General features: G+C 57.5%; 23 protein-coding genes and 1 riboswitch. Of the genes, 19 read left to right on the top strand and 4 right to left on the bottom strand.

Annotated features, from left to right (window positions below; genetic code table 11):
- Positions 1 to 161 precede the first annotated feature (161 nt).
- From Q0796_RS09070 to Q0796_RS09040, 7 genes are all read left to right on the top strand, one after another.
- Positions 162 to 2,060 (top strand): acyclic terpene utilization AtuA family protein, encoded by a 1,899-nt coding sequence (locus tag Q0796_RS09070; protein WP_298442143.1) that lies wholly within the window; start codon positions 162 to 164, stop codon positions 2,058 to 2,060.
- Positions 2,057 to 3,694: a carboxyl transferase domain-containing protein gene (locus tag Q0796_RS09065; RefSeq protein WP_298442141.1), complete on the top strand. Its 1,638-nt coding sequence runs from the start codon at positions 2,057 to 2,059 to the stop codon at positions 3,692 to 3,694. The genes Q0796_RS09070 and Q0796_RS09065 overlap by 4 nt, the downstream gene beginning before the upstream one ends.
- Positions 3,695 to 3,718: 24 nt before the next feature.
- Positions 3,719 to 4,594, top strand: coding sequence for an enoyl-CoA hydratase-related protein (locus Q0796_RS09060; protein WP_298442139.1), 876 nt, complete (start codon positions 3,719 to 3,721; stop codon positions 4,592 to 4,594).
- A gap of 2 nt (positions 4,595 to 4,596) precedes the next feature.
- The gene (locus Q0796_RS09055; protein ID WP_298442138.1) at positions 4,597 to 6,606 is read left to right on the top strand and encodes an acetyl-CoA carboxylase biotin carboxylase subunit; all 2,010 of its coding nucleotides are present in this window, start codon (positions 4,597 to 4,599) and stop codon (positions 6,604 to 6,606) included.
- A complete protein-coding gene (locus tag Q0796_RS09050; RefSeq protein WP_298442137.1) occupies positions 6,599 to 7,522 on the top strand; it encodes an SDR family oxidoreductase in 924 nt (307 codons plus the stop codon). The genes Q0796_RS09055 and Q0796_RS09050 overlap by 8 nt, the downstream gene beginning before the upstream one ends.
- Before the next feature lie 66 nt (positions 7,523 to 7,588).
- The gene (locus Q0796_RS09045) at positions 7,589 to 8,734 is read left to right on the top strand and encodes an acyl-CoA dehydrogenase family protein (protein ID WP_298442136.1); all 1,146 of its coding nucleotides are present in this window, start codon (positions 7,589 to 7,591) and stop codon (positions 8,732 to 8,734) included.
- Between the two features lie 9 nt (positions 8,735 to 8,743).
- The gene (locus tag Q0796_RS09040; RefSeq protein ID WP_298442134.1) at positions 8,744 to 9,886 is read left to right on the top strand and encodes an acyl-CoA dehydrogenase family protein; all 1,143 of its coding nucleotides are present in this window, start codon (positions 8,744 to 8,746) and stop codon (positions 9,884 to 9,886) included.
- A 98-nt stretch (positions 9,887 to 9,984) separates the two neighbouring features.
- Here the strand turns inward: Q0796_RS09040 and Q0796_RS09035 are convergent, their stop codons facing one another.
- A complete protein-coding gene (locus Q0796_RS09035) occupies positions 9,985 to 10,614 on the bottom strand; it encodes a deoxynucleoside kinase (RefSeq protein ID WP_298442132.1) in 630 nt (209 codons plus the stop codon).
- A gap of 275 nt (positions 10,615 to 10,889) precedes the next feature.
- Here Q0796_RS09035 and Q0796_RS09030 point away from each other — a divergent pair, with 275 nt between their 5' ends.
- Entirely contained in the window at positions 10,890 to 11,192 is a 303-nt protein-coding gene (locus Q0796_RS09030) for a hypothetical protein (RefSeq protein ID WP_298442131.1), read from the top strand.
- Positions 11,193 to 11,347: 155 nt separating this feature from the next.
- Here Q0796_RS09030 and Q0796_RS09025 read toward each other — a convergent pair whose 3' ends face one another.
- Entirely contained in the window at positions 11,348 to 13,267 is a 1,920-nt protein-coding gene (locus tag Q0796_RS09025) for a sodium:solute symporter family protein (RefSeq protein WP_298442129.1), read from the bottom strand.
- 172 nt (positions 13,268 to 13,439) lie between these two features.
- Here Q0796_RS09025 and Q0796_RS09020 point away from each other — a divergent pair, with 172 nt between their 5' ends.
- The 3 genes from Q0796_RS09020 (at position 13,440) to Q0796_RS09010 (ending at position 16,297) form a co-directional block, all read left to right on the top strand.
- On the top strand, positions 13,440 to 14,495 hold the full coding sequence (locus Q0796_RS09020) for a hypothetical protein (RefSeq protein WP_298442128.1): 1,056 nt from the start codon (positions 13,440 to 13,442) through the stop codon (positions 14,493 to 14,495).
- 312 nt (positions 14,496 to 14,807) lie between these two features.
- Positions 14,808 to 15,506 carry a cytochrome c gene (locus Q0796_RS09015; RefSeq protein WP_298442126.1) on the top strand — a complete coding sequence of 233 codons (699 nt, stop codon included), beginning with the start codon at positions 14,808 to 14,810 and terminating at the stop codon, positions 15,504 to 15,506.
- A 206-nt stretch (positions 15,507 to 15,712) separates the two neighbouring features.
- Complete coding sequence (locus tag Q0796_RS09010) at positions 15,713 to 16,297, top strand: hypothetical protein (protein WP_298442124.1); 585 nt, start codon at positions 15,713 to 15,715, stop codon at positions 16,295 to 16,297.
- 46 nt (positions 16,298 to 16,343) lie between these two features.
- On the opposite strand, the gene Q0796_RS09005 is transcribed toward Q0796_RS09010, so the two are convergent.
- Together Q0796_RS09005 and Q0796_RS09000 are read right to left on the bottom strand one after the other, a co-directional pair.
- Complete coding sequence (locus tag Q0796_RS09005) at positions 16,344 to 16,880, bottom strand: hypothetical protein (protein WP_298442123.1); 537 nt, start codon at positions 16,878 to 16,880, stop codon at positions 16,344 to 16,346.
- Between the two features lie 71 nt (positions 16,881 to 16,951).
- Positions 16,952 to 17,605 carry a pyrimidine 5'-nucleotidase gene (locus Q0796_RS09000; protein WP_298442121.1) on the bottom strand — a complete coding sequence of 218 codons (654 nt, stop codon included), beginning with the start codon at positions 17,603 to 17,605 and terminating at the stop codon, positions 16,952 to 16,954.
- Between the two features lie 172 nt (positions 17,606 to 17,777).
- Between Q0796_RS09000 and Q0796_RS08995 the strand changes: the two genes are divergently transcribed.
- From Q0796_RS08995 to thiH, 8 genes are all read left to right on the top strand, one after another.
- Positions 17,778 to 18,380: a GNAT family protein gene (locus tag Q0796_RS08995; protein WP_298442119.1), complete on the top strand. Its 603-nt coding sequence runs from the start codon at positions 17,778 to 17,780 to the stop codon at positions 18,378 to 18,380.
- 11 nt (positions 18,381 to 18,391) lie between these two features.
- The gene (locus Q0796_RS08990) at positions 18,392 to 18,544 is read left to right on the top strand and encodes a YoaH family protein (RefSeq protein ID WP_298442118.1); all 153 of its coding nucleotides are present in this window, start codon (positions 18,392 to 18,394) and stop codon (positions 18,542 to 18,544) included.
- 309 nt (positions 18,545 to 18,853) lie between these two features.
- Positions 18,854 to 18,967: riboswitch (TPP riboswitch) on the top strand.
- Between the two features lie 120 nt (positions 18,968 to 19,087).
- The gene (thiC, locus tag Q0796_RS08985) at positions 19,088 to 21,025 is read left to right on the top strand and encodes a phosphomethylpyrimidine synthase ThiC (protein WP_298442117.1); all 1,938 of its coding nucleotides are present in this window, start codon (positions 19,088 to 19,090) and stop codon (positions 21,023 to 21,025) included.
- Positions 21,022 to 22,686 carry a thiamine phosphate synthase gene (thiE, locus tag Q0796_RS08980; RefSeq protein ID WP_298442116.1) on the top strand — a complete coding sequence of 555 codons (1,665 nt, stop codon included), beginning with the start codon at positions 21,022 to 21,024 and terminating at the stop codon, positions 22,684 to 22,686. Before thiC ends, thiE begins: the two co-directional genes overlap by 4 nt.
- On the top strand, positions 22,670 to 23,434 hold the full coding sequence (locus Q0796_RS08975; RefSeq protein WP_298442115.1) for a HesA/MoeB/ThiF family protein: 765 nt from the start codon (positions 22,670 to 22,672) through the stop codon (positions 23,432 to 23,434). Before thiE ends, Q0796_RS08975 begins: the two co-directional genes overlap by 17 nt.
- A gap of 5 nt (positions 23,435 to 23,439) precedes the next feature.
- Positions 23,440 to 23,652, top strand: coding sequence for a sulfur carrier protein ThiS (thiS, locus tag Q0796_RS08970; RefSeq protein WP_298442112.1), 213 nt, complete (start codon positions 23,440 to 23,442; stop codon positions 23,650 to 23,652).
- A 2-nt stretch (positions 23,653 to 23,654) separates the two neighbouring features.
- Positions 23,655 to 24,425, top strand: coding sequence for a thiazole synthase (locus tag Q0796_RS08965; RefSeq protein ID WP_298442109.1), 771 nt, complete (start codon positions 23,655 to 23,657; stop codon positions 24,423 to 24,425).
- Complete coding sequence (gene thiH, locus Q0796_RS08960) at positions 24,422 to 25,537, top strand: 2-iminoacetate synthase ThiH (RefSeq protein ID WP_298442107.1); 1,116 nt, start codon at positions 24,422 to 24,424, stop codon at positions 25,535 to 25,537. The genes Q0796_RS08965 and thiH overlap by 4 nt, the downstream gene beginning before the upstream one ends.
- The last annotated feature ends 368 nt before the right edge of the window (positions 25,538 to 25,905 follow it).

Here is a 25,905-nt window from a genome sequence, read left to right as displayed (position 1 = left end):
CTCTGCTTGTCGGGCTTGATTGAGCCGAGCATATAAAAAATTGAGCCGAACTTCAAAAAGGGGTTGCCAGTCACTAGTGCTTTGCTCAATATAACTGAGCAGAACATAAGTTGACCGGTTTCCGCAGTATCGAAACCCAACACGCACCCAAGGACAGGCACGTGAACGATACAAGCAACCCGATCCGCATCGGCGGCGCCAGTGGTTACTGGGGCGATGCCGCCATCGCCACCCCGCAGCTGCTCGCCAGCGGCGACATCGATTATTTGGTGTACGACTATCTGGCTGAGATCACCATGTCGATCTTAGCGCGGGCGCGGCAGGCCGATCCCAGCCTGGGCTACGCCACCGATTTTGTTAGCGCCGCCATGAAGCCCAATTTAGCCACCATTGCCGCCAAGGGGGTGAAGGTGATCAGCAACGCCGGCGGGATCAACCCCCACGCCTGTGCCGCTGCGCTGCGGCAGTTGATCGCCGAAGCCAAGCTGTCGTTAACCGTTGCGGTGATCAGCGGCGACGATCTCGCTGAGCAGATGGCGTTGCTGCAACAACAGCAGCCCACCGAGATGTTCACTGGCGCGGCGCTGCCTCCGCCAGAGCGCATCGCCAGCGCCAACGCTTACCTTGGGGCCGCCCCGATTGCGGCGGCACTGGCGGGCGGCGCTGATATTGTGATCACCGGTCGCTGCGTGGATAGCGCCGTTACCCTTGGCGCTTGCTTACACCACTTTGGCTGGCAGCGGGATCAGTTTGATCTGTTGGCGCAGGCCAGTCTGGCGGGTCACATTATCGAATGCGGCGCTCAGGCCTGTGGCGGTAACTTTACCGATTACCTCGAACTGTCTGAGCAGATGGCACAGGTGGGTTACCCCATTGCCGAGATCAGCGCCGATGGCCAAGTGGTGATCAGCAAAGCGGCCGACAGTGGCGGCTTGGTGTCGGTCGCCACCGTGGCTGAGCAGATGCTGTATGAGATTGGCGATCCACAGTGTTACCTGTTGCCGGATGTGATCTGTGATTTCAGCGAAGTGGTGCTGAGCCAGCAAGATAACGATCAGGTGCGGCTAACCGGTGCCCGCGGTCATGGCGCGCCTAGCGATTATAAAGTCAGCCTTACCTACGCCGATGGCTATCGCGGCGGTCACGTCTTTACCATTTATGGCCAAGATGCGGCGGCCAAAGCCGATAAATTTGCCCACAGTGTGCTGGCCCGTGCCAGCGACATGCTTAAGCGTTATCGGTTGCCGCCATTTACCGAAACCAGCGTTGAGGTGATCGGCGCCGACAGCCAATTTGGTGCCGCAGCCCCCAGCGTTAACGCCCGTGAAGTGGATCTGAAAATTGCGGCGCGCCACCCCAGCGGCAAAGGCATCGGGGTGCTGTTAAAAGAGTTGGTCGGCATGGCACTGTCTGGGCCGCCGGGGTTAACCGGCTTTGCTGGGGCGCGGCCAAAACCTTCGCCGGTCATCAAGTTGTTTTCTTGCTTATTGCCCAAATCGGCGCTGGCGGTGCAGCTGGATTTAGGCGATGGCAGCCAGCCCCGTTTATTGACCGACGCGGAACTGGGCTGCCCACCAAGTGTGGCCGCAACGCACAGGGTTGCTCGCCATGTTATTCCCACGGCAAACCTGGATGGCGACACCGTGCAAGTGCCGTTACAGCAACTGGCGTGGGGACGCAGTGGCGACAAAGGCGATAACGCCAATGTGGGCATTATCGCCCGTCAGCCGCAGTTTCTGCCCTACATTGCCGCCAGCCTTAGTTGCGCCAACGTGGCCGAACGCTTCCGTCATTTCTTCGGCTTTGCGTCGGCCCAAGAGTTAAGCCCCGACACGGCTCACGCAGTGAACACGGGGGTTGAGCGTTTCTATCTGCCGGGCAGTCACAGTCTTAATTTCCTACTGCATCAGGTGCTGGGCGGTGGCGGTGTCGCCAGTTTGCGGGTGGATCCCCAAGGCAAAGGTTACGCCCAGCTGCTGTTGGCCGAGCCCATCGTTGTGCCCGCCGCAGTGGCTCAGCGTTTTGGCTTGCAACCGATAACGCAGGAGCAAAAGGCATGATCCCATTTCAAACTCAGCTGGATCCGCACAGTGACGAATACCACAGCAACCGCGACGCAATGCTGAGCAAGGTGGCGCAGCTGCAACAGTTACGGCAGCGCACGCTGGCAAGCTCGAACCGCAGTGCTGAACGCTTTGCCAAGAAAAATAAGCTGCTGCCACAAGAGCGATTAAGCCGTTTGCTCGATCCCGGCCAGCCGTTCTTAGAGTTGCACAATATGGCCGGCTATCTGCTGGATAGCAGCCAAGCAGAGAGATCCGTTCCCGGCGCCAGCGCCATCTCTGGCATTGGCTACGTTGGCGGCGTGCGCTGTTTGGTGTTTGTTGACGACGCTGGCATTAACGCCGGTGCCGCCAGCACCATTACCGCCAAAAAGATGTCCCGCGCCCAAGATATCGCCCTGCAGCAAAAGCTGCCGTTTATCCATCTGGTGGAAAGCGCCGGTGCCAACTTGATGGAGTATCAAGTGGAGATGTGGCTCGAAGGCGGCGCCATCTTTGGCAAGCTGGCGCAGCTGTCGGCGGCAGGCATTCCCACCATTGCCATTTTGCATGGGCCCTCCGCGGCTGGCGGTGCTTACATGCCGGGCATGAGCGATTACGTGATCGGAGTAAAAGACAACGGCAAAGCCTATTTAGCGGGGCCCGCCTTGCTGAAAGCGGCCACCGGCGAGGAAGCGGATGATCAACAACTGGGCGGCGCGCAGATGCACGCCACGGTGTCGGGGTTGGTGGAATATTTGGCCGACAACGACAGCCACGCCATCGGTTTGTGTCAGGAGTTGATGGGGCGCTTGAATTGGCCCACCCCGCCAGTCAATGCCCAGCCCAAAGCAGCCGCAGGCCACCCCCCCTTGGCGCCGCACTACCCAGCCGAGGAGATCTTAGGTTTGGTTAGCGACGATTATCGCAAGCCCTATAACTGCCTTGAGCTGATCGCCCGTTTGGTGGATGGCTCGCAATTTCTGCAATTTAAGGCCGGTTACGGCGCAGCCACCGTGTGTGTGCAAGCGCGTATTCATGGCATGGATTGCGGCATCATCGCCAATAATGGGCCAATTGACGCCGACGGCGCCTGTAAAGCGGCGCAGTTCATTCAGTTGTGCGATCAGGCGCAAACGCCGCTGCTGTTTTTGCAAAACATCACCGGCTACATGGTGGGTACGGCGATGGAGCAGGGCGGCATCATTAAACATGGCGCCAAGATGATCCAAGCGGTGCGTAATGCGCGGGTACCCCGGATCACCCTGATGGTGGGCGCCAGTTTTGGTGCAGGCAACTACGGCATGTGTGGCTTGGGCTATCAGCCGGATTTTCTGTTCAGTTGGCCCAACGCCAAAATCGGGGTGATGGGGGGCGAATCTGCCGCGAAAACCATGTCGCAATTGGCGCGGGATGGCGCGGCGCGTAAAGGCGTGGCCATTGATGAGGCGCGCTTAGCCGCCCAAGAGGCGCAGATCTGCGCGCATTTCGACAAGCAATCTGACGCGTTTTACACCTCGGGGCGATTGCTGGACGACGGCATCATCGATCCGCGCCACAGCCGCGATGTGATCGGCTTAGTGCTGGATGTGTGCCAAAGCGCCAAGCAAACGCAACTGCAACCCAACACTTTTGGCATTGGCCGAATGTAACCGAGCGGGCATAAGGATCAGAACATGGACAGCAACAAGTACAGTGACGTTGAAATGGCGACCCCCAAGAGCGATAACGCGCCCCAATGGGCAAGCCTAGCGCTGCAAACCTTAGAGTTACACACCGACGGACAGTGGCTCACTATTTGGTTGAACCGACCGAAGGTGCGTAATGCGCTGTCGGCACAGATGGCAACAGAACTGCAGCAGGTGTTTCGCCAGCTGGCGACAGATAAGTGCATTCGCGGCGTTACTTTACGCGGGCGTGGCGGGGTGTTTTGCGCTGGCGGCGATCTAAAAGGGTTTGCCCAGTTAAGTGAAGCGGGCGCCCAGGCACCGGCGTTAGCGCGGCAGATGAGCGTGGACGCCGGTGGCTTGTTTGCGGCGTTTCGGCAGCTGCCGCAACTGACGGTGGCGCTGGTTGAAGGGGCGGCGATGGCCGGTGGTTTTGGCTTGGCCTGTGCCGCCGATCTGCTGCTCTCGACCAACAGCGCCAAGTACAGCCTGAGCGAAGTGCGGATCGGCCAAACCCCCGCGCAGATCGCCCCCTACGTGATTGAGCGCGTTGGCCGAGCGCAGGCCCGCAAATTGATGCTGTTAGCGACCTCGTTCGATGGTGAGCAGGCGCAGCAATTGGGCTTAGCCGATTACGTGGTGAGCGCCGATGCGGCGGCCATTGAGCAGTGCGAGTTGCAGATCCGCAGCCAACTGCTGCATTGCAGCCCCAATGCAGTGGCCGCCACCAAGCGGGTTATCGCCCAAGTCGGCCAGCTCGATCCCAGCGCCATGATCCAATACGCCGCCGATGAATTTTCGGCCTGTTTGCTGAGCGCACAAGGGCAAGAGGGCTTTCGCGCCTTTTTCGAAAAGCGCGCCCCGCATTGGCGCAGCGAGGTATAACCATGGCGCAGTTTTCAAGTGTATTGGTGGCCAACCGTGGCGAAATCGCGGTACGGGTGCTAACCACCGCCAAGGCGCAGGGCTACCGCACCATTGCGGTGTATTCCGAGGCCGACGTGGATGCCCCCCATGTGCAGCTGGCGGACGAAGCGATATTGATTGGTGCCGCCGCCGCACACAGCAGCTATCTGTCGATCGAAGCGATCCTCACCGCCGCGCAGCGCAGTGGCGCCGAAGCGATCCACCCAGGCTACGGCTTTTTATCGGAAAACGCCGAGTTTGCTCGCCAGTGTGCGGCGCATAACATCGTCTTCATCGGCCCCAGCCCCACCGCGATTGAACTGATGGGCAACAAGGCCGCGGCCAAACGGCGGATGCTGGCGGCGCAGGTGCCGTGTATCCGTGGCTATCAAGGCGAAGCGCAGGACGACGCCAGTTTGCACGATGCGGCCAGCTCCATCGGCACCCCACTGATGGTCAAAGCCGCTGCAGGCGGTGGTGGCCGTGGCATGCGCTTGATTAACACGCTGTCGGAGCTCAGCCAAGGGCTGCAATCGGCGCGCTCGGAAGCGTTAAGTGCCTTTGGCAGTGATGAGCTTATCCTCGAACAAGCGGTGGTGAACGCTCGCCACGTCGAGGTGCAGGTGTTTGGCGACAGCCACGGCAATATCATTCACTTAGGTGAGCGCGATTGTTCGGTGCAGCGTCGTCATCAAAAGGTGGTCGAGGAAGCACCTTGTCCGGTGGTGGATAGCGACTTGCGTGCCGCTTTGGGCGCAGCGGCGGTTGCTGCAGCGAAAAGCATTGATTACCAAGGCGCGGGCACGGTGGAGTTTTTGCTGGATGAGCAGCAGCGGTTTTACTTTTTAGAGATGAACACCCGCTTGCAAGTGGAGCATCCGGTGACCGAGATGATCACCGGCCTCGATCTGGTGGCGTTGCAGTTGCAGGTGGCGCAAGGGCAACCGCTGGGGCTGACCCAAGCGGATATCCGGCTTAATGGGCACGCGGTGGAAGTGCGCTTGTATGCCGAAGATTGCCGCAACGGCTACCTGCCCGCCAGTGGTCAGGTAAGCCAGTGGCGCCCTTATCAAGCGCAAGGGGTGCGCTTTGACAGCGGCATTGCTGCAGGGCAGCAGGTATCGCCTTATTACGATCCGATGTTGGCAAAAATCATTGCCCATGGTGCTGATAGAGCCCAAGCGCTGCGGCGCTTACAGCGGGCGCTGCATTGTACTCAGCTGTTTGGGATCAGCAGCAACCAAACCCTATTAAGCCAGATTGTGGTGCAGCCGCAGTTTGTGCAGGGGCTGGCCACCACCGCCTTTATTGGCGAGCATTTTGCCGCAGGGCAACAGCCGCTGGCCGCGGATCACGATCCCCGCCCTGGCTTGGCGCAACTGGCGGCGGTGTTGCTGTATCGAGCCAGCGCAGTGGCCTGTACTTCCGCCACCACGGCACCCACTACAGCTGCGGCGTTGGCGGGCTTAGCGGCACCGGCACGACACTATCAACTGGCTTGCGAAGCGCAGCAATATTCGCTGCAGATCACCGCGCTTGCGGCGAACGAATACCAACTGCAGTACGGCGATGACGCCCATCGACTGACCCTGCTGCACGACGATGGCTGTCAGCTGCGGGTGCTGCTGGACGGCCACCAATTTGATTGCGGTTATCACAGCCCCAACCCGGCACAGCTAGTGCTGCAACAGGCGGGGCATTACTGGTCATTTGTTGATGCACTGGCGGAGAGCGGCAGTGGCGCCGATCAAGGCAGCCAAACAACGTTGTTGGCACCGATGCACGGCACCTTGTTGGCACTGATGGTGGCCGAGGGCGATAGCATTCGCGCCGGTCAAACCCTAGCGGTGATGGAAGCGATGAAGATGGAACACAGCATTAAAGCGGCCATTGATGGCACCGTGGCGCAGGTGCACGCCAAACCCAATCAACAACTGGCTGCAGGCAGCGTATTGATTGAACTGGACGCCGCAGGAGAGTGCAATGAATAAACCCAATCAAGGCGCGGGTTTTGGCTCGGTACTGCGGGCGGATCTGTTTGTTGGCCACACCATGCTGATCACCGGTGGTGGCAGCGGCATTGGCCGCTGCATCGCCCATGAGCTGGCCTCGCTCGGTGCCACGGTGTTGTTGCTGGGGCGCACGTTGGCGAAGTTAGAAACGGTAGCTGCCGAGATCGCTGCCGATGGCGGCCAAGCCCACTGTTATGTCGCCGACATTCGCGATGAAGAGCGAGTGCAACAGGTGGTGGCCGAGATGCTGGCCAAGCACGGCGCCATCAGTGGCTTGGTGAATAACGCCGGTGGCCAATATCCGGCGCAGCTGGCGCAGATCTCCGCCAAAGGCTTTAGCGCGGTGGTGAATAACAATTTGATTGGCGGCTTTTTAATGAGCCGCGAGCTGTTTACCCAATCGATGCAACGCTGTGGCGGTGCCATCGTCAACATTACCGCCGATGCGGTGAACGGGTTTCCCGGCATGGCCCACACCGGTGCCGCTCGGGCGGGGATGGAAAACCTCACCAAAACCGCCGCGTGGGAATGGAGCCGCTATGGCGTGCGGGTGAATGCGGTCGCGCCGGGGCTGATCGCGTCATCGGGGTTAGATACTTACCCCGCGCCATTTCAAGCCAAGTTGCAGGATCTGGCTCAGCGTTTGCCATTGGCGCGGTTTGCGGTCGAAGCCGAAGTCAGCGGCGCGGTGTGCTTCTTATTAAGCCCCGCCGCCAGTTACATCAATGGCGAAACTCTGCGAGTGGATGGCGCGGCGCAATTCGGCTCGGCCAATTTTTATGGCGCCTTGCCCAAGCAAGCTCAAGCCAGCATCGCCCCCTTTGGCGGCTTTCATCGGGCGCAAACGCCACAGATTTTTGCGGCAAACGAGGAATCAAGCGCGAACCAATCGTAACCCCAAGCGATCAACATCAGCAGCCATGCCCCTGCAGGATCGGGGTTAACACAAGGAAAGTTTTCGATGATTTTAACCGCCACCCACGACGAGTTTCGTCGTACCGTGCAGCGCTTTGTTGCCGAACACATCAACCCCCATATTGATGAATGGGAACAGCAGGGGATTTTTCCCGCCAAAACCCTGTTTCGCCAAGCGGGCGAACTGGGGTTGCTGGGCATTGATAAACCCGAAGCCTACGGCGGCTTGGGGCTGGATTACAGCTACCAAGCGGTGTTTGCCGAAGAGATTGGTTCGGCATTGCACGGCAGCACCCCAATGGCGTTGGGGGTGCAAACCACCATGGCGACCCCAGCGTTGGCCAAACACGGCAGCGACGAACTGCGCCGCCAGTTTCTAGCCCCTGCGATCAGCGGCGAGCTGGTCACCTCGATTGCGGTGAGTGAAGCGGGGGCGGGCTCGGATGTGGCGGCCCTGAAAACCAGCGCCCGCAAGCAGGGCGGCGATTACGTCATTAACGGCTCGAAGATGTGGATCACCAACTCGACCCAAGCGGATTACCTGTGCTTGCTGGCTAATACCGGCGATGGCCCCGCCCATAAAAATAAGTCGCTGATCATCGTGCCGACCTCCTGCGCGGGGATCCGCTTTTCCGATCGGATTGATAAGTTAGGGATGCGTGCCTCCGATACCGCCGAGATCTATTTTGATAACGTGCGCGTGCCCCAGAGCCACCTGATCGGGGTGGAAAACCTGGGCTTTATTCATCAGATGGAACAGTTCCAAGAGGAGCGGATGTGGGTGGGCTTAAGCTCACTGAAGATGATGGAAGCCTGCATCAACCACACCATCGACTACACCCGCGAGCGCAAGATATTTGGCCGCTCGGTGCTGGATAACCAAGTGATCCACTACCGCTTAGCCGAACTGCAAACCGAAGTGGAAGCCTTGCGGGCGCTGTGTTACCGCGGGGTCGAGCAGATGGTGGCGGGGCAAGACATCTCGCTGATCGCGTCGATGGTGAAGCTGAAAACAGGCCGCTTAACCGGTGAAGTGACCAGCGGCTGCTTGCAGTATTGGGGCGGCATGGGGTTCACCTGGGACAACGTGGTCTCGCGGGCATTTCGCGATAGCCGCCTGAGCGCCATTGGTGGGGGATCGGATGAAACCATGCTGGCGATCATTTCGAAGATGATGGGTACTCACCCTTAGGAGGCGCCGATGGCGAAGCCATTTGATAACGAACAGCGCCGCGCCTTTCGTCATTCGTTGCGCCGTTATGTGGCGCAACAGCTGACCCCCAACGCCAACGAATGGGATGAAGCGGGCACGGTGCCGTGGCACGTACACACCGATTTAGGTCAGCTGGGGTTGTTTGGTTTTGGGGTGGATGAATGCTACGGCGGTTTGGGTTTTGATGATGCCTTTATGCGCGCCGATGCCAACATCGAATTAGCCCAATGCGGCGCCACCGGCATTGCGGCGGCGGTGGGCGGACGCGGGATCTCCGTTGGGTTGTTGCACCGGCTGGCCAGCGAAACGCAAAAACAGCAGCTGTTGCCTGCGATTGTCTCCGGCCAGCGCGGTTCGGCGTTGGCCATTACCGAGCCCAGCGGCGGCTCGGACGTGGCGAACTTACAGACCCGCGCCCGTTGGGATGGCAACCACTTTTGCCTTAATGGCAGCAAAACCTTCATCACCGGCGGCATGAGCAGCGATCATTTTGTGGTGGCGGCCCGCACCGGCGAGGCCGGGATCGCGGGGATCTCGTTGTTTTTGGTGGAGGCGGATCGAGCCGGTTTTAGCCGCAGCGAACTGGGCAACAAAATGGGCTGGTGGGCCAGCGATCAAGCCACACTGTTTTTTGATGATTGCTTGCTGCCCGCGGCGAATTTGTTGGGGGAGCAACACCATGGTTTTCGCGCGATCATGGATAACTTCAACAATGAACGCTTGGCGATAGCGGCGCAGTGCGTTGGCATGATGATGCTGTGTTTAGAGCATTGCATTGGCTACAGCCAAGAGCGGCACACCTTTGGTAAGCCGCTGATTAAGCACCAAGTGATCCGCCACAAGATTGCAGACATGTCGGCTCGCACCGAGATGGTTTCGGCCTATTTGGATCGTGTCTGTTGGCAGATGAATCAGGGCCAGCAAGCGGTAGAGCAGCTGTGTAAGTTGAAGTTCTCGGCCAGTAAGGCGTTGGAGTTTGTCGCATCAGAAGCGATGCAGATCTTAGGCGGCGCTGGCTACATGCGCGGTAATCCGGTGGAGCGCATTTACCGTGAGGTGAAGATCATGGCCATTGGCGGCGGCAGCGAGGAGATCATGCGCGATTTGGCCGTGCGGCAGATGGGTTTGTAGCCGGGCGTCAAGCTGGCCGCCCGGCTAGCCGCTACTGGTGCTTTTTTCAGCGACAAAAAAACCGGCCTAAGCCGGTTTTTTGCTGCTGCCAAACTGATTTACAGCTTGTGCAGGATACGACGGGCCAAACGCATGGCGTCGCCGAAGTGATCCCACTGCTCGGTAAGCAGCATGGTACCTTTGCGTTCACAGATGTGTGGCAAAAAGGCATCGTGGCAATCGGAGATCAGCTGGATGTAACCCAGTGGGGTGCCATCTTCGGCATCGCGGCCACGGTTCAGCATACGCTGGAAGGCGATCTGTGGGTTTGAGCGCAGGTACACCACGGAAGTTACTCGTGGGTAGTCGTCCAACTTGTCCCAGATGTCGTAGTAGTAAGTCAGATCTTCGCCGTCTGGGCGACACGCTTCTTGCAAGTTGGCCTGACAGAACACCAGATCAGAGTACAACGAGCGCTCCAGCACGTAGTTGTAGGCTGGATCCAGATCCGCACACAGCTCGGCGCGGTGATTGGTGATGAAACGCTGGAAGTTAATGCGCTTGGTTGGATCCTGAGTGAACTCGGCCAACAGGCGCTTGAATTCTGGGTTGGTATCAACGTCTTCCAGAATCATTTTCCAAGGACGTTCGTCCATGGCGTTGAGGTGCTCGACCAGCTTGGGCACCAGGGTAGATTTACCTACGCCAATGTTGCCTTCAACTGCGACTAATTCAAATTTTGGTTTCATTCTACTGCCTCAACAAGCACGGTGGATACGCGGACTGGGTCTTTCAAAGGCCGGAGATTCTAATGAAAACCTGAGGCGGTTTCCATCAGAAATCGCATCGTTTTTTCAGTTTTTTTTAAGAGTGGTTGGGAAACAGTCAGCTGCATTCGATTTCCCTTTTTGCAAGGAAAAAAGCAACTTTTATTTCGTTGCTTTGGGGTTACCACAATCGCGGTTGATAGCTTGTATAGATAGAGTAAACTGCGGTTAACGCAACATATAGTGGTTAGACGCCAATGCAAGCGAAGTTTAAAGGGAAGCAACCTGCATCATTTTCATTGATGCGGATCGACGTCAGTTTCGAGCTGGAGCCGGAGCTGGTGAGCAAGGTAGAAAAGGCGCTGTCGGTGTATGTCGATCACCCCGAGGTGCAATCAGAGATTGTGACCTGTGGCTATACCGACGGCGAGTTTGAGGTTGAGCTGTGCTACTTCTCTGCCGATGGCAGCTACAAGTCGGAGTTGGTGTGGCTACACAAGGCGGTGCAATCGGTTGTGCTGCCCGTGCCGGTGTTTACCGTGCAGATCCGCGCAGACTGAGCAACGCGCGTGCAATCGAAATGACGGGCAGCAACCCGCGTCAGGGCTGCTGCCAGAGCAATGCAATTCATCCATGCTCCTAAGCTAAGTTCAAGCCAAGTTAAGTCACGCCACGCCTCAGTTAAACACCAGCTGCGCCACGGCGAGTGGCGGCACTAATTGACCGTCGTTGGCGAAATTGGGCTAACCGTGGCTTCGGTGGGTTCGTGGCTATCTAAGCGATCGTACCAATTGCGTTTTAATAGCACCGCGCTCACCAACAGCAACACCAACGCGATCCCCGCCCGTTGGAAATCCTGCAATACGGTAAATATCGGCAAGGCCACCAAGCAGGTTTGCGCTAATACCCCCAACGCCACATTGCTCATGTCGCTGCCAAAGTTTCGGTTGTGGGGAAAATTAGGGCTGCTGCTTTCCACTTGCTGGGCGATGGGTTGCCAAAAACCCCATGGCCGCACGGTACGGTAGAACTGCTGTAATGTCTGATTGTCTACCGCTGCGGTGTTCAGGCTCACCACGATGGCGGTCAATAGGGAAATCACTAACACCAGTGGGAACAGGTACAGTGGCAACAGATCCGAGCCCAGCCATGGCATGATGCTATCCAGCCCTAAGGCCAGCACCAGCGGCGGCAACAGCAAACTGGCACCAATGCCGCTGGCCATGCTCCAGAAATAGCCGTGGCCGTTTAAGCGCCACCAATACCACTTCAGTACATTCGCCACGGTGTAGCCGCCCCATAAGCCCGACACCAACCACTGCAACACGCTGTTGATGCTGCTAACAAATAAGCCAATGCCGGTGCTGATCAACACCACCAATACCGACACCAAGTAACTGGCGCGAATGAGGGTGCGATCCGAGGCGTCTGGGCGAAAGTAGCGGCGGTAGATGTCGTTAACCAGATAGGCGGGGGCGGCATTGACCGTTGACGCAAAGGTCGACATAAACGCCGCCAATAGCCCCGCCAGTAACAGCCCCAACAGACCGGTGGGCACAAATTCCAACATCGCCGTAGGCAGAATGTTTTCAAAATCGATGCGGTCGCCACGCACCAGATCCAAGCGATCGAAATACACCACCGCCAGCACCGCAAAGCCAGCAATCAAGAAATAGCGAATTGGCATTAACGCCACCGACACAAAGCCACTCATCAGAGCGCCTTCGCGGGGGCTTTTGGTGGCGAGGATTTTTTGCATGTCGTAGTTCGGGGCAGGCCCTGCGGCGCTGACTAATACCCCCTTAAACAGCATCATCATCACCAGCAGCCCAAACAGCGAATAGCCGTCTTGGCCGACCTTATCGACCGCTGCGGGGATCAGGTTTTGCCAATCAATATCCAGATCCCAACCAAACAGTGGATCGGCCCAGCCTGCGGGAACCGCAGCCTGCAATTGCGCTGGCGATACGCTCATCATCGCGATCACGCCGATGGTCAGTGCCGCCACGGTCATGATGCTGAACTGCAATACGTCGGTCCAAACGATGCTGTACATGCCGCCCATCACCACATAAAAGGTGGCGATAGAGGTAAAGATGACGCCGTAGAAATGGGGCACATACTGGGCGGGTAACGCAAAAGGCAGCAGCGGGCCAACGGCGCTCCAAGGGATAAAAATCTCAATGAACTTACCCACACCAACAAAGCCGTAGGCCAGAAAGCCCAGCACGCTGATCAAGGCAAAGGCCACCACCACAAGATGGGATAGGGTTGCGCCGCGATCCAGCCCAAAGCGGGTGTTGATCCATTCCGCCCCAGTCAGCACATTGGAACGGCGCAGCCAGATAGACAGGTAGACCATTAAGAACACCTGATTGAACACCGGCCATAACCACGGGATCCAGATGCTTTTCATGCCATACAAAAAGCACAGCGACACCAGCCACATGGTGCCGGAGATATCGAACATGCCCGAGGCATTGGACAAGCCCAGCAGATACCACGGCATCTGCTTGCCGCCTTGAAAATAACTTTTCAAATTCTTGCTGGCGCGGCGTTTCATCATTAAGCCGATGATCACCGTGGCACATAAGTACGCCAATACGATGGCGGCGTCGATCCAACTAAGCTGCATCACAGTTCCTTTGTATTGCAGTGTGTTTCTACCGTTAAGGGTAATCGGTTCTGCCAGCTTTGCTTTTTTCACCTAGGTTGCGGCTTCTTTGTACGAACCGTGCTGTTAGCCATTATCAGCGCGGTCGAATTACGATAACCTCCGCTCATTACTTAATTTATGAGGAACGGCAGTGTCTTTAGCTCGCACACTGATATGTACTCACGGCCACGATAGCGGCGTGAGAGTTGTGGCGATCCAAGCCGCCATCGTGGTGGCGTTGTTGCTGCTCAGCGGTTTGTTCTACAACACGCCGATGCAATTTAGTGCGCCTGCGTTACTGGCTGTCGTCGCCGCGCCGCTCAGTTGGCTTAGTGGCCAACGCCGTTTGCGCCAAGCCGGTCGACCATTGGGGTTAGCCTGGTTGTTGGCCTTGGCGTGGTTGCTGTTTGCCTTGGCTCAAGTTGCCGTGGGCGGCGGTGCCTTGCTGGCGCTGATCCTGCCGGTCGCGATGACCACGGTGTTGGCGTTGTTGCCCAGCAAAGGGGCGGCTCAAGCCAGTCAGTGGGGCTACAGCGGCCCCGCCTTACAAGGTCAAGCCCAGCTTGCTGGGATGCGGGTAGAGCCTTCTTTGAATGGCGAAAGCCGTGCCGTGCCAGAGCAGCACCACTGGGATGAACACAGCACCAGCCCCGCCACCGACTGGGCTGCGGTGGCCACCACGCTGCAAACTCGATTGCGGCAGCAGTGGAAACCGCTACTGGCCGCTGCCGCCGTGGGCATTGTGGGGGTTACGGCTATCGCGTTTTGGCCGTCTGCCGAGCCAACCCCAGCGGTCGCAGAACACCCCAGCGATGCCGCCGCAACAACCGCCACCGCGCCGGCATTTAAAGCGCAGGTGACCTTGCCAGACAGCTTTCAATTAGCCTTGGCCGACGACACGCTGCTGATCAGCTGGCCGGGGGATCCGGCACAACAAGGTGAGCTCTGGTCACTGTTGAGCGCCCGTGGCGATCGCAGCTGTGCGGCGGCGGATTTCAACAATGGCGACAGCTTCCGCCCAGTGAAAGTCGAGGTGTGGCCAAACGACATCTACTACGCCTATTTCTCGCCACTGGATGCCGCAGACATTGTGTTTGATGTGGCGATGCGCGGCAGCTTTACCCTGTGTGGTTACAATTTCTCGTTGCGCGGCAGCATGAAGCCACTGCAAGCCCACCCAGCCTTTGCGCTCTACACCCGCAAGTAAGCCCGTCTTTAATCGCCCCCTAGCTGCACCTTGGGATTAGCCCCCGCTTAGCACTGGCTAAACGGGGCGCTTGGTTATTCTGTCATTGAACAATCTTCAGTTGTGCTGGTTACTGTCACCACATTTGGCTAACTTGAGTGCATGACTCAAGTTTTATCGGCAGTGATGAGTCTAATCGCATCGGTTTTCCGTATTACAGTAGCGTCATCGCTTGGGTTACAGGCTGATGATTCATGTGTTTTGTCGTACGCAACGATCGATGCGAAGTCCCGGCCTCACGCCGGAAAAGGTTGCATTCAAGAGGGATAATTGATGAGAACAAAATCGGTATTACCAGCATTAACCATGTCGTTACTGGCGGCAGCCTTGGTTAGTGGCTGTTCGGAACAACCTAAGCAGGAAGCAGCAAAAGAGGAATCCAGCGTAACGGCTGCGGTTGATAAGGCGATGGAGCAAACCGCAGACGCGGTGGAAAGCGCCAAGCAAGAAACCGCCGCCGCGGCTGACGAAGCGCAACAGGCGGCCAGCAGCGCGCTGGACGAGGCCAAAGCGAAAGCGGCCGATGCGGTTGACGCCGCCAAAGCCGGTGCCGATGATGCGATGGAAGGCGCGAAAGCCGCCGCCAATGATGCCGTTGATGGGGCGAAAGCGATGGCGGGGGATGCCATGGACAGCGCCAAAGCTGGCGCCGCCGATATGATGGCAAAAGCCGATGGGGCGATGGCTGAGCAGAAGTTGGATGGTAAATCACTGGCCACCACCAAAGGCTGCGTTGCCTGTCACAGCACCACGGATGCCAAGATGATTGGCCCCGGGTGGGGTGGGTTAGCAGGCACCGAGCGCAGCTTTACCGATGGCACCAGCGCCGTGGCCGATGACGCCTATCTTCGTGCCGCCATCACCAACCCGAATGCACAAATTGTGGAAGGTTTTGCCCCAGCGATGCCAGCGATGCCTTTATCTGAAGCAGAACTGGACGCCTTGGTGGCGTACATCAATACCCTAAAATGATCTGTAATTGATGCAGACAAAACGGCTGGCCGGTGCCAGCCGTTTTTTTGTCTAAAAAGCGGCTGGGTCAATCCACCAAGGCGAACCATAACCCGCGCACAACCAGCCTCGCGACAGTGCCAAATCCTAAACTACCGCCTTGTTTTTGCTGCCGAATGATTAATCTCAACCATACTCAAAGAGCGTCAATCATTAAGGACAGCTCTATGACCACACCCGTATCGCTGTGGCAGCAACTGCAGCAGCAAGCCAACAACGAACCGCAACTGAAACTGCAGCGTAACCGCCTATCGGCGGCGCTGTTGGCGCTGCTACTGATTGCCGCGCTGAGCATCTTATGGCAGCTACGCCGAGGCTTTATGGGGGCTGAACCCAGTTGGGTGATCCTGCCAATGCAAGCGCACCAAGGGAGCAGCTTCGTGTTGCTGTTGAGCTGCTTACTGATGATGGCCGCGCAGTGGTTTACCTTTCGGGCACCGGCCTTAAGCAAAGGGATGTTGGTTACGGCGGGGATCTGCACCGTGGTGTTTATGCAGTTGCAGGCTAAGGTGCTGAGTGAATTGGTGTTACCAAGCTTTGTGCTGTGGCACTACGGCGCCATGATTGTGCTGATGCTGGGGGGCTTGCTGGCTTGGAGCCGAGTGCTGCAAAACTACTGGCACCGACAGATCAATAGCGGCTATCGGCAACTCACGCTGCTGCAACATTACTGGCAAGGGATGCTGTTGTTGTGGCTGCTGCTGAGCGTGTTGATCAGCTTGCCACTGCGCCACTATCAGTGGTTGCTGTAGAGAAAGCACTAAGTTTGCATCGACTTAAGTGTTAATGCAGCGTGTGTTAGTGCCACAAGTCTTGCAGCTGCATGAAGTAGCGATCCGAAGCGATGCGGCAGCCGTCGTGCAGCACCAGCGGGTGGTTGCTCATTACCTGCTGTAGTCGTGGCCGCTCGGTGAAGCTGACATCCACCAACAGCAAATGCATGCCAGATCGCACCGCTTGCTGGTAACGCCCCAGTTGATGATGGGGGCACTGCAAGCCGATAAAACCGCCTTGCCACGCGCAGAACAACCCCAGCAGCAACGCTAACATGCCAATCGGCACCCAGCTGCCTATCTGTATCGCCAGCCCACCGATATCCGCAGCAGCTAACACCAGCCCAGCAACAGCCGCGCCAATAACGGTGCCGGCAGCCAAGGAACGAGGCAAGTTGTAGTACCAAAACTCATTAAGGGGATTAAGGTGAAATCGATCGGCCAATTGTGGCTGGGCGCTCAGCACATGAATTTGGCTTGGCCGCAGCCCAACTTGCTGCAGCTCGCGCTCGATAAGATCGAGTTCCCACAAGCTGGTGCACAGGTAAAAGTGTCGAAACATGGCGGTCCATCATCGGTCGCAGCTAACCGCCACAGTATAATTGATGCCGCCACATCTGCTGCGCGAATGCCTTAACGAGCTTGGTTCAGCTTGCTGAGAAACTTAGGCAGTTGTTCGGTGCGGTAACAGGCGCTGTGCTCATCCAGATCAAAGCGGTTAACCAAAACGGTACGCATCCCCATCGCTTTGGCCGTAGCCAGGTTGGAGGGTTGATCGTCAAACATCACCGCATCGGTGGCGCTAAAATTGAACTGCTGGCAGATCCGCTCAAACGCATGGGGATCGGGCTTCATCTGGTAGTTGCGGGTTTGTTCAACACTGAAAATGCCGCTGAAGTGATCCGCCAAGCCCAAATGTTGCAGCATCCGCTCGGCGTATGGCCGCGGCGAATTGGTAAACACGTAACGGGTTTTGCTGTTGTCGCTTAACGCTTGCTGTAAGGCACTGTCGGCCTGCACGTTTTGCAGATCCACATGGTGTGCTTTGAACGAGATCTCGTCGATATCCAGCTCTGGATGGTGCAGCTGCAAGCCGCGCAAGGTGCCACCGTATTTCAGGTAGTAGTCTTCACACAGTTCGTAGGCTTGCTCTGTTGGCAGTTGCATCTGTTTGGCCACCACATCGCGCATGCGCACAACAATCTGTTCAATGATCTGCTCTTTCGGGTGGTAGAGGGTGTTATCGAGGTCAAACAGGTAGATATCGCGTTCTAACAGGGGGGTCACAAGCAAACTCCTAAATTGCAGGGCAGCAAGATTACCAATCGAATTGGCATTGGGCAATGGGTCTGACCAACTGCAATTGCCGTTAGGGTGCCCGTGTTGCAAGGGGTTAAGCTTGGGATCCCGCCAATGCTCTTAGGCTTAGTAACCGTTTTTCAATAACTAAAGGTGTGATGTGAAATTACCCAATCAACCAATCATCACGGCGCGCTGTCGACTGCGCCCGGTGCAACGTTGTGATGCCAGTGCGCTTATGCCGCTGTACAGCGACGTGGAAGCGATGCGTTACTGGAGTTGCCCGCCGTTTACCAAGCTCACCCAAGCGCAGCACCTGGTGGATCGCGGCGTTAGCGCGTGGCAATCTGACGACAGCATGATGTGGCTTATCAAGCAGGGCAGCACCGGCCAGATCGTCGGCACCCTAAGTGTGTTTGCCCTCTCTGCGCAAAATCGCCGCGCAGAAGTAGGCTATATGTTGTCGCGTTCGATGTGGGGGCAGGGGCTGATGAGCGAGGCACTCGGTGCCATTGTTCACTTATGTTTTGCTGACATGGGGCTCAATCGGCTCGAGGCGGATATTGATCCCAACAACGGTGGCTCTGCCCGTTTGCTGCAACGGTTGGGATTCCAACATGAAGGGCGGTTGCGCCAGCGCTGGGTGGTGGATGGGGTTAAGTCCGACAGCGATCTGTACGGTTTGCTTAAGTCTGACTGGTTAGCAACTGCCGCTGCAGTTGCAATGGCAGCCAAAACCAACAAAAATGCGCCGCTTGATTAAAGGAGAGCACAATGTCTGATCTACTGGGGCTAACCCACGAGCAACAACAACAAGCGGTTGAGCGCATTCAAGCGTTGATGGCCACGGGGGTGAAAGCCGACGATGCGATTAAGCAAGTTGCCCAAGCCCTACGGGACGAAGCCGCCCAAGCCGCCAAAAACTAACCAACGCCCGCCATTGCGGGCGTTGTTGTTTATCGGGTAATGGCCTCGGATCGCAGCCAGTGCCGTAGGTGTTTTCAGCCGTGGTGTTTACGGATGCTGGAAAACTCAGCAGTCGGCGGTATTTTTTATTTCACTCTTGCTCATGCTCGTCGTATTAATTTAGATCCTTGCTTGCCGCCAAACCCAACAAACTCGCTGCTAACTTCGTCAAAATAACAGCTAACTTGCCCCGTTTTGCTTTGAGGGATCTGCCCGTGTGAACAACGGTGGCCGCCCTTGATGCGCCAGTAAAACTGTGGCTATACTCCCCCTGTCTTGTCGGAGTGCCAAGGGTAAAATTACCCAAGGCTGAGATCGCAGTAGCGGGATCCGTGGAACCTGAACCGGTTAGTACCGGCGTAGGAAAACAAGCAACGCCCAGTCAGTATTTGCGCCATTAACGCGCTTGCACCAGTTCGACTGGGCGCACAAATTGTTCACTACAGGATGCACGTCCGGCAGACAATTTCCCTCAAACTAGCCAGTGAAGGCTTGGAGATTGTTATGTCGAACAGACGCGAAGTACGGGCACAAGCCCAGCAATATTTGGATAGCTTAAAGGGCCATCCTTTCCCCAATTCCACCAAGCTGTACCTGCAAGGCAGCCGCGACGACATTCAAGTCGGCATGCGCGAAATCGCCTTGTCGCCGTCGCTGATTGGTGGCGACCAAGCCAACCCCATCACCCGTGAAAACGAACCGGTGCCGGTGTACGACACCGCCGGTCCTTACACCGATCCTGCGTCAACGCTGGATGTGCGTGCCGGGCTCAAGCCACTGCGGCGCAACTGGATCATTGAGCGCGGTGATAGCGCTGAATTGGACGGGGTGAGTTCGCACTTTACCCAGCAGCGTTTGGCCGATGGCGGTTTTGATCACCTGCGGTTTGAACAGCTGCCGAAACCGCGCAAAGCGCAGGCGGGCAAGGTGGTGACTCAAATTCATTACGCTCGCCAAGGGATCATCACCCCAGAGATGGAATACATCGCCATCCGTGAAAACTTGGGGCGCGAGCGAGTACGCAACGAAATTTTGCTCAAGGCCCATCCGGGGCAGAGCTTCGGCGCTAATCTGCCGGAGTCGATCACCCCAGAGTTCGTGCGGGCAGAAGTGGCTGCTGGCCGCGCCATCATTCCCGCCAACATCAACCACCCAGAAGCAGAGCCGATGATCATCGGTCGCAACTTCTTGGTGAAGGTGAACGCCAACATCGGAAACTCGTCGGTGTCGTCGTCGATTGAGGAGGAAGTGGAAAAGTTGGTGTGGTCGTGCCGCTGGGGCGCCGATACGGTGATGGATCTCTCCACCGGTCGCCATATCCACGAAACCCGCGAATGGATCATCCGCAACAGCCCGGTGCCCATCGGCACGGTGCCGATCTACCAAGCGCTGGAGAAGGTCAACGGTGTGGCCGAAGATCTCAGCTGGGAAGTGTTCCGCGATACCTTGATTGAGCAAGCGGAGCAGGGGGTGGATTACTTCACCATCCACGCGGGTGTGCTGCTGCGTTATGTGCCGATGACCGCCGAGCGAGTGACCGGCATGGTGTCTCGTGGTGGCTCGATCATGGCTAAGTGGTGTTTGGCGCACCACAAAGAGAGCTTCCTTTATGAGCATTTTGCCGAGATCTGTCAGATCTGCGCGCAGTACGATGTGTCGTTAAGCTTGGGGGATGGCATGCGCCCTGGTGCCATTGTCGATGCCAATGACCGTGCCCAGTTTGCCGAGCTGCAAACCTTGGGCGAGCTGACCAAAATCGCGTGGCGATACGACGTGCAGGTGATCATCGAAGGCCCCGGCCATGTGCCGATGCACCTGATCAAAATCAACATGGAGAAACAGCTGGAAGACTGTTTCGAGGCGCCGTTTTACACCTTGGGGCCGCAGATCACCGACGTGGCGCCGGGTTACGATCACTTCACCAGCGGCATTGGCGCCGCAATGATTGGTTGGTACGGCTGCGCCATGCTCTGTTACGTCACCCCCAAAGAGCACCTGGGCTTACCGGACAAAGAAGACGTGAAGCAGGGCCTTATCGCCTACAAAATTGCCGCCCACGCGGCGGATGTGGCCAAGGGCCATCCGGGATCGCAAATCCGCGATAACGCCCTCAGTTTGGCGCGGTTTGAGTTTCGCTGGGACGATCAATTTAACCTGTCGCTGGATCCCGACACCGCCAAGGCGTATCACGATGCCACCTTGCCGCAAGAAAGCGCCAAGGTCGCCCATTTTTGCTCGATGTGTGGCCCTAAATTCTGCTCGATGAAGATCACCCAAGAGGTGCGCGACTTTGCCGCCGCCAACCCGAACTTTGCCGAGCAAGCTCATTCGATAGAGGTGGGGCAATTGGATGATGCGATGCAAGCCAAAGCGGAGCAGTTTCGCCAAGGCGGTGCCGAGCTGTACCACTCCATCAGTACCAACGACAAGGTGCTGCCATGAGCGGCGCCACCCGACCGATAGTGTGGACCATCGCTGGCAGTGATAGCGGCGGTGGCGCGGGCATTCAGGCCGATCTGCTTACTATCCATGATTTAGGCGGCCACGGTTGCAGCGCCATCACCGCCGTTACTGCCCAAAACAGCGTGGCGGTTACCCATATCGCGCCGTTATCTGCCAGCTCGTTGGTGGCGCAACTGGATGCGTTGTGGGCAGACTTGCCGCCACAGGCAATAAAGATTGGTTTGCTGGCGGACGCCGCCCAGATCGAGCTGCTGGCGGTTTGGCTGCAAGCACGGCAATCGCAGCTGCCGCCGATCATTCTTGATCCAGTGCTGGTGGCCAGCTCCGGCGCACGCCTAAGTGCCCCAAGCGACTCGGCGGTGGTAACACGGTTTGATCCGCTGCTGCCGTTGGTCACTCTTATCACGCCGAATGGCGATGAGTTGGCGGCGCTCACCGGGGTGGCAATCGACAGCCCGCAAGCGGTGGTGCACGCCTGTGAACAGCTGTGTGGTCGCGGTGCCAAAGCGGTGTTAGCCAAGGGCGGCCACTTTGACCATTTTGCCGATGCGTGCCATCAACGGCAGTGCGTGGATCTGCTCTACCAAGGCCAGCAGCGCCAGCTGTTTGTTGGTGAACGGATCAACACCCATAACACCCACGGCAGCGGCTGCACCTTAGCGGCGGCGTTGGCCACCACCTTGGCACTGGGCTACGACCTGCTTGATGGCGTTACCGTAACCCGCGCTTATCTGCACAACGGCTTGCAGGCCTCTTGCCAGTTAGGGCAAGGGCCGGGTCCATTGGCGCGCACCGGTTGGCCGACGCAGTTAGCCAGCTTTCCCCGTATCGCGTTAGCAAGCTCTGAGCTTGGCCGCGCTTATGGCATGGTGGCTCACCTGCGACATACCGCGCCCAAATCCGCTGCGGCTATGCAGTCCACAGATAAGTTGCCTACATACCAATTTGTGGGTTGCGGCACTAAGCAGCTGGGGGTCTATCCGGTGGTGGACTCCTTAGCTTGGGTAGAGCGGCTGCTCGCCTTGGGCGTAAAAACGCTGCAACTGCGGATCAAAAGCCGTTCGCCACAGCAGGTGGAAGCCGATATCGCCGCGGCCATCGCCTGCGGCAAACGCCATCACGCACGGCTGTTTATTAACGACTATTGGCAACTGGCGATCAAACACGGTGCCTATGGGGTGCATCTGGGGCAAGAGGACTTGGCCGACGCGGATCTGGCGGCCATTCAAGCGGCGGGGTTGCGATTGGGGTTATCAACCCACGGCTACTACGAAATCGCCCGCGCCCACAGCCTTGGCCCCAGTTACATCGCCTTAGGGCACGTGTTTGCTACGCCGACCAAACAGATGGCGTCGGCCCCTCAAGGGCTAACGCGGCTGAAACGCTACGCGCAGCTGTTGCAGCCACATTACCCAACGGTGGCAATCGGCGGCATCGACATCCGCTGCGCTGCGGCGGTGGCCCAGTGCGGCGTTGGCAGCATCGCGGTAGTGCGGGCGGTAACCGAATCGGCCGATCCACAACAGGCGTTGGCACAGTTAGCTGCTGCACTGAAACAACCGTTAACGCAACAGAGTGCGGTCGATCATCAAGCGATCACGCTTGATGCGGAGGGCAGCGCAAATGCAAACCCTCAGTGACGAACAATACCTGCGTTACGGTCGGCAATTGCTGCTGCCAGAGTGGGGCGAGGCCGGGCAACTTAGGTTGGCCAACAAAACCGTGTTGGTGGTTGGCTTAGGCGGCCTTGGCTGCCCAGCGGTGCAATATTTGGCGGGGGCAGGGATCGGCTGTCTGTTACTGGCTGATGGCGACAAGGTGTCGCTGTCGAATCTGCCACGGCAAACCTTGTATCAGCCGCAACAGGTAACCGAGCCAAAGGCGTTGATGGCCCAGCAATGGGTGGCGCAGCACAACCCCAATGTACGCACCGTGGCGTTAGAACGCTTTATCAACGGCGCCATTTTGCGGCAGCTGCTGGCGGGGCAACATGGTCACATCGATCTGGTGCTGGATTGCACCGACAACTTTACTGCCCGCCATCAACTTAGCCACGGTTGCCGTGCCGCCAAGGTGCCGCTGATCAGCGCCGCTGCCGTTGGTTGGCAGGGGCAGCTGTTGCCGATTTTGGCAGACGGGCCCTGTTTTCATTGCCTCAGTGGTGGTGATGAAGTGCAAGCGCAAAGCTGCCGTGAAGTGGGCGTGGCGGGGCCGGTGTTGGGCACGGTTGCCAGTATGCAGGTATTGCTGGCACTGCGGTTACTGCTGCAGTTGGAGGTGCCACCGCTGTTGCACCGTTTTGATGGTCGCACCCTACGGTGGCAGGGGTTACGTCTAAGCGCCGATCCACGCTGTCCGAGCTGTGGCAGCGCCGAGCAACAAGAGTGAACAACATGAACATTATTTTGAATCAACAAGCGGCAGATCTGAATACGCTGCTGGTGGGCACGCCCACCGTCGCCGCCTTGCTGCACGCTCTGCAGCAAGACAAAGCCGGGGTGGCGGTGGCGCAGAACGACACCATCGTCAGTCGCAGCCAATGGGCCAGCACCCTGATTGATGCGGGCGATCGCATCGACATCTTCTCTGTTATTGCCGGGGGCTAACCATGTTAACCATTGCAGACACCCAGTTTGAATCGCGCCTGTTTACCGGCACCGGCAAGTTTGCCAATAACCAAGTGATGGCTGACGCCATTGCCGCCTCTGGCTCACAAATGGCCACCTTGGCGATGAAGCGGGTTGATCTCTGTGGCCAGCAGGGGGATCTGTATCGCCCATTGTTGCAGGCAGGGGTGAAGCTGTTGCCGAATACCTCTGGTGCCAAAAATGCTAAAGAGGCGATATATGCAGCGCAACTGGCACGAGAAGCGATCGGCACCCATTGGCTAAAACTGGAAATTCACCCGGATCCCCGCTACCTGTTGCCGGATCCCATCGAAACCTTAAACGCCGCTGAAGCTCTGGTAAAACAGGGCTTTGTGGTGCTGCCTTACTGCCACGCCGATCCGGTGTTGTGTAAGCGTCTAGAGGAGGTTGGCTGCGCGGCGGTGATGCCACTGGGCGCGCCCATTGGTTCGAACCAAGGGCTGCAAACCGAAGCGTTTTTGCAGATCATCATCGAGCAAGCGTCGGTGCCGGTGATCGTTGATGCGGGCATTGGCGCGCCATCCCATGCGGTAAAGGCGATGGAGCTGGGGGCCGATGCGGTGTTGGTGAATACCGCCATTGCGGTAGCGCAAGATCCGCTGGCGATGGCCGCCGCCTTTGGCGACGCGGTGCGAATTGGCCGCGCCGCCTATGAGGCGGGCTTAGGTACGGTGCGGCAGCAAGCGCAAGCGTCGAGCCCACTGACAGGATTCCTAGGTGATCAATCGTGAGCTTTCAAGCGCAACTGCAGCAACACAACTGGGACGACTTAGCGCTGCAGATCAACGCCAGCAGCGCCAGCCAAGTTGAGCAGGTGTTGGTCAAACCTAAGCTGACGTGGGCTGATTTTCTGGTGCTGTTGTCGCCAGCGGCACAGCCCTATCTCGAGCCATTAGCCCAGCGCAGCCAAGCGCTAACAAGACAACGCTTTGGCAACACCATCGGTTTGTATCTGCCGCTGTATCTGTCCAACCTGTGCGCCAACGAGTGCGACTACTGCGGCTTTTCCATGAGCAATAAACTTAAGCGCCATACCCTGTCTGATGACGAACTGGCGGCGGAGATCGCCGCCATCAAAGCGATGGGGTTTGATAACTTGCTGCTGGTCACCGGCGAACACGAAACCAAGGTTGGCATGGATTACTTCCGCAAGGTGTTGCCGCAGATCAAACCCCACTTCAGTTATTTGATGATGGAGGTGCAGCCATTAAGCCAAGCCGATTACGCCGAGCTGAAACGCCTTGGGCTGGATGCGGTGATGGTCTACCAAGAAAGCTACCATCGCCGTACCTACGCCCAGCATCATCTGCGCGGCAACAAAACCGACTTTGACTACCGCTTGGCCACACCGGAACGATTGGGGCAGGCGGGCATGGATAAAATCGGCATTGGGGTGTTGTTGGGCATGGCCAATTGGCGGGTAGAAGCGGCGCTACTGGCGCTGCATCTGGACTATCTGCAACGTCACTATTGGCGCAGCCGCTATTCGGTTTCCTTCCCACGGCTGCGCCCCTGCACTGGCGGGGTTGAGCCCGTATCGGTGGTGGGCGAACGTGAGTTACTGCAACTGATCACCGCGCTGCGGTTATTTGCGCCCGAGGTGGATCTGTCGTTATCCACCCGCGAATCCGCACCCTTTCGCGATAACGCCTTTGGCCTTGGGATCACCACCGCATCCGCGGGCTCCAGCACCCGCCCCGGTGGCTACGCCCAGCCATCAACGGATCTGGCTCAGTTCGACATCGACGATAACCGCAGCCCAGCGCAAGTGGCGGCGGCGATCAGCCAAGCGGGACTGCAGCCGGTATGGAAGGACTGGGAGCAGAGCTATTCGGGCGGTTAGCCGATCAGTACTGTTCCCGTTGATCGTTGAAGCCCAACTTCGCACCAGTTGGGCTTTTTCATCGGCGTTGGCTTAGATGACTCGTTGACTGTGTTTTTATACAGCGTGGAGGGGTGGCACTTTGTTTACAGCGCGATTCTGTGTATGCCCGCAGACAATACTCGACAAGGTCAAATTTTTAACTTAAGTTATTGAAAATAAAAGGGATGACTTTGTGACAAAAATGCAACAATGGAATAAAGATGCCAACCGGCGTTGTAAACAAAGTGCCATTTGGCATCTTAATAAGCTGTTATATGCCAATGATGAAATCGCTAACTATTGCGCTATTTCTACTAGCTTTAATTACTAGCAGGAGTAGCTTTGCA

This window comes from uncultured Ferrimonas sp., assembly GCF_947489035.1.
Taxonomy (GTDB): Bacteria; Pseudomonadota; Gammaproteobacteria; order Enterobacterales; family Shewanellaceae; genus Ferrimonas.
Note: the sequence above shows the minus strand (reverse complement) of the source record. Positions and strands in the feature narration are given on the sequence as shown.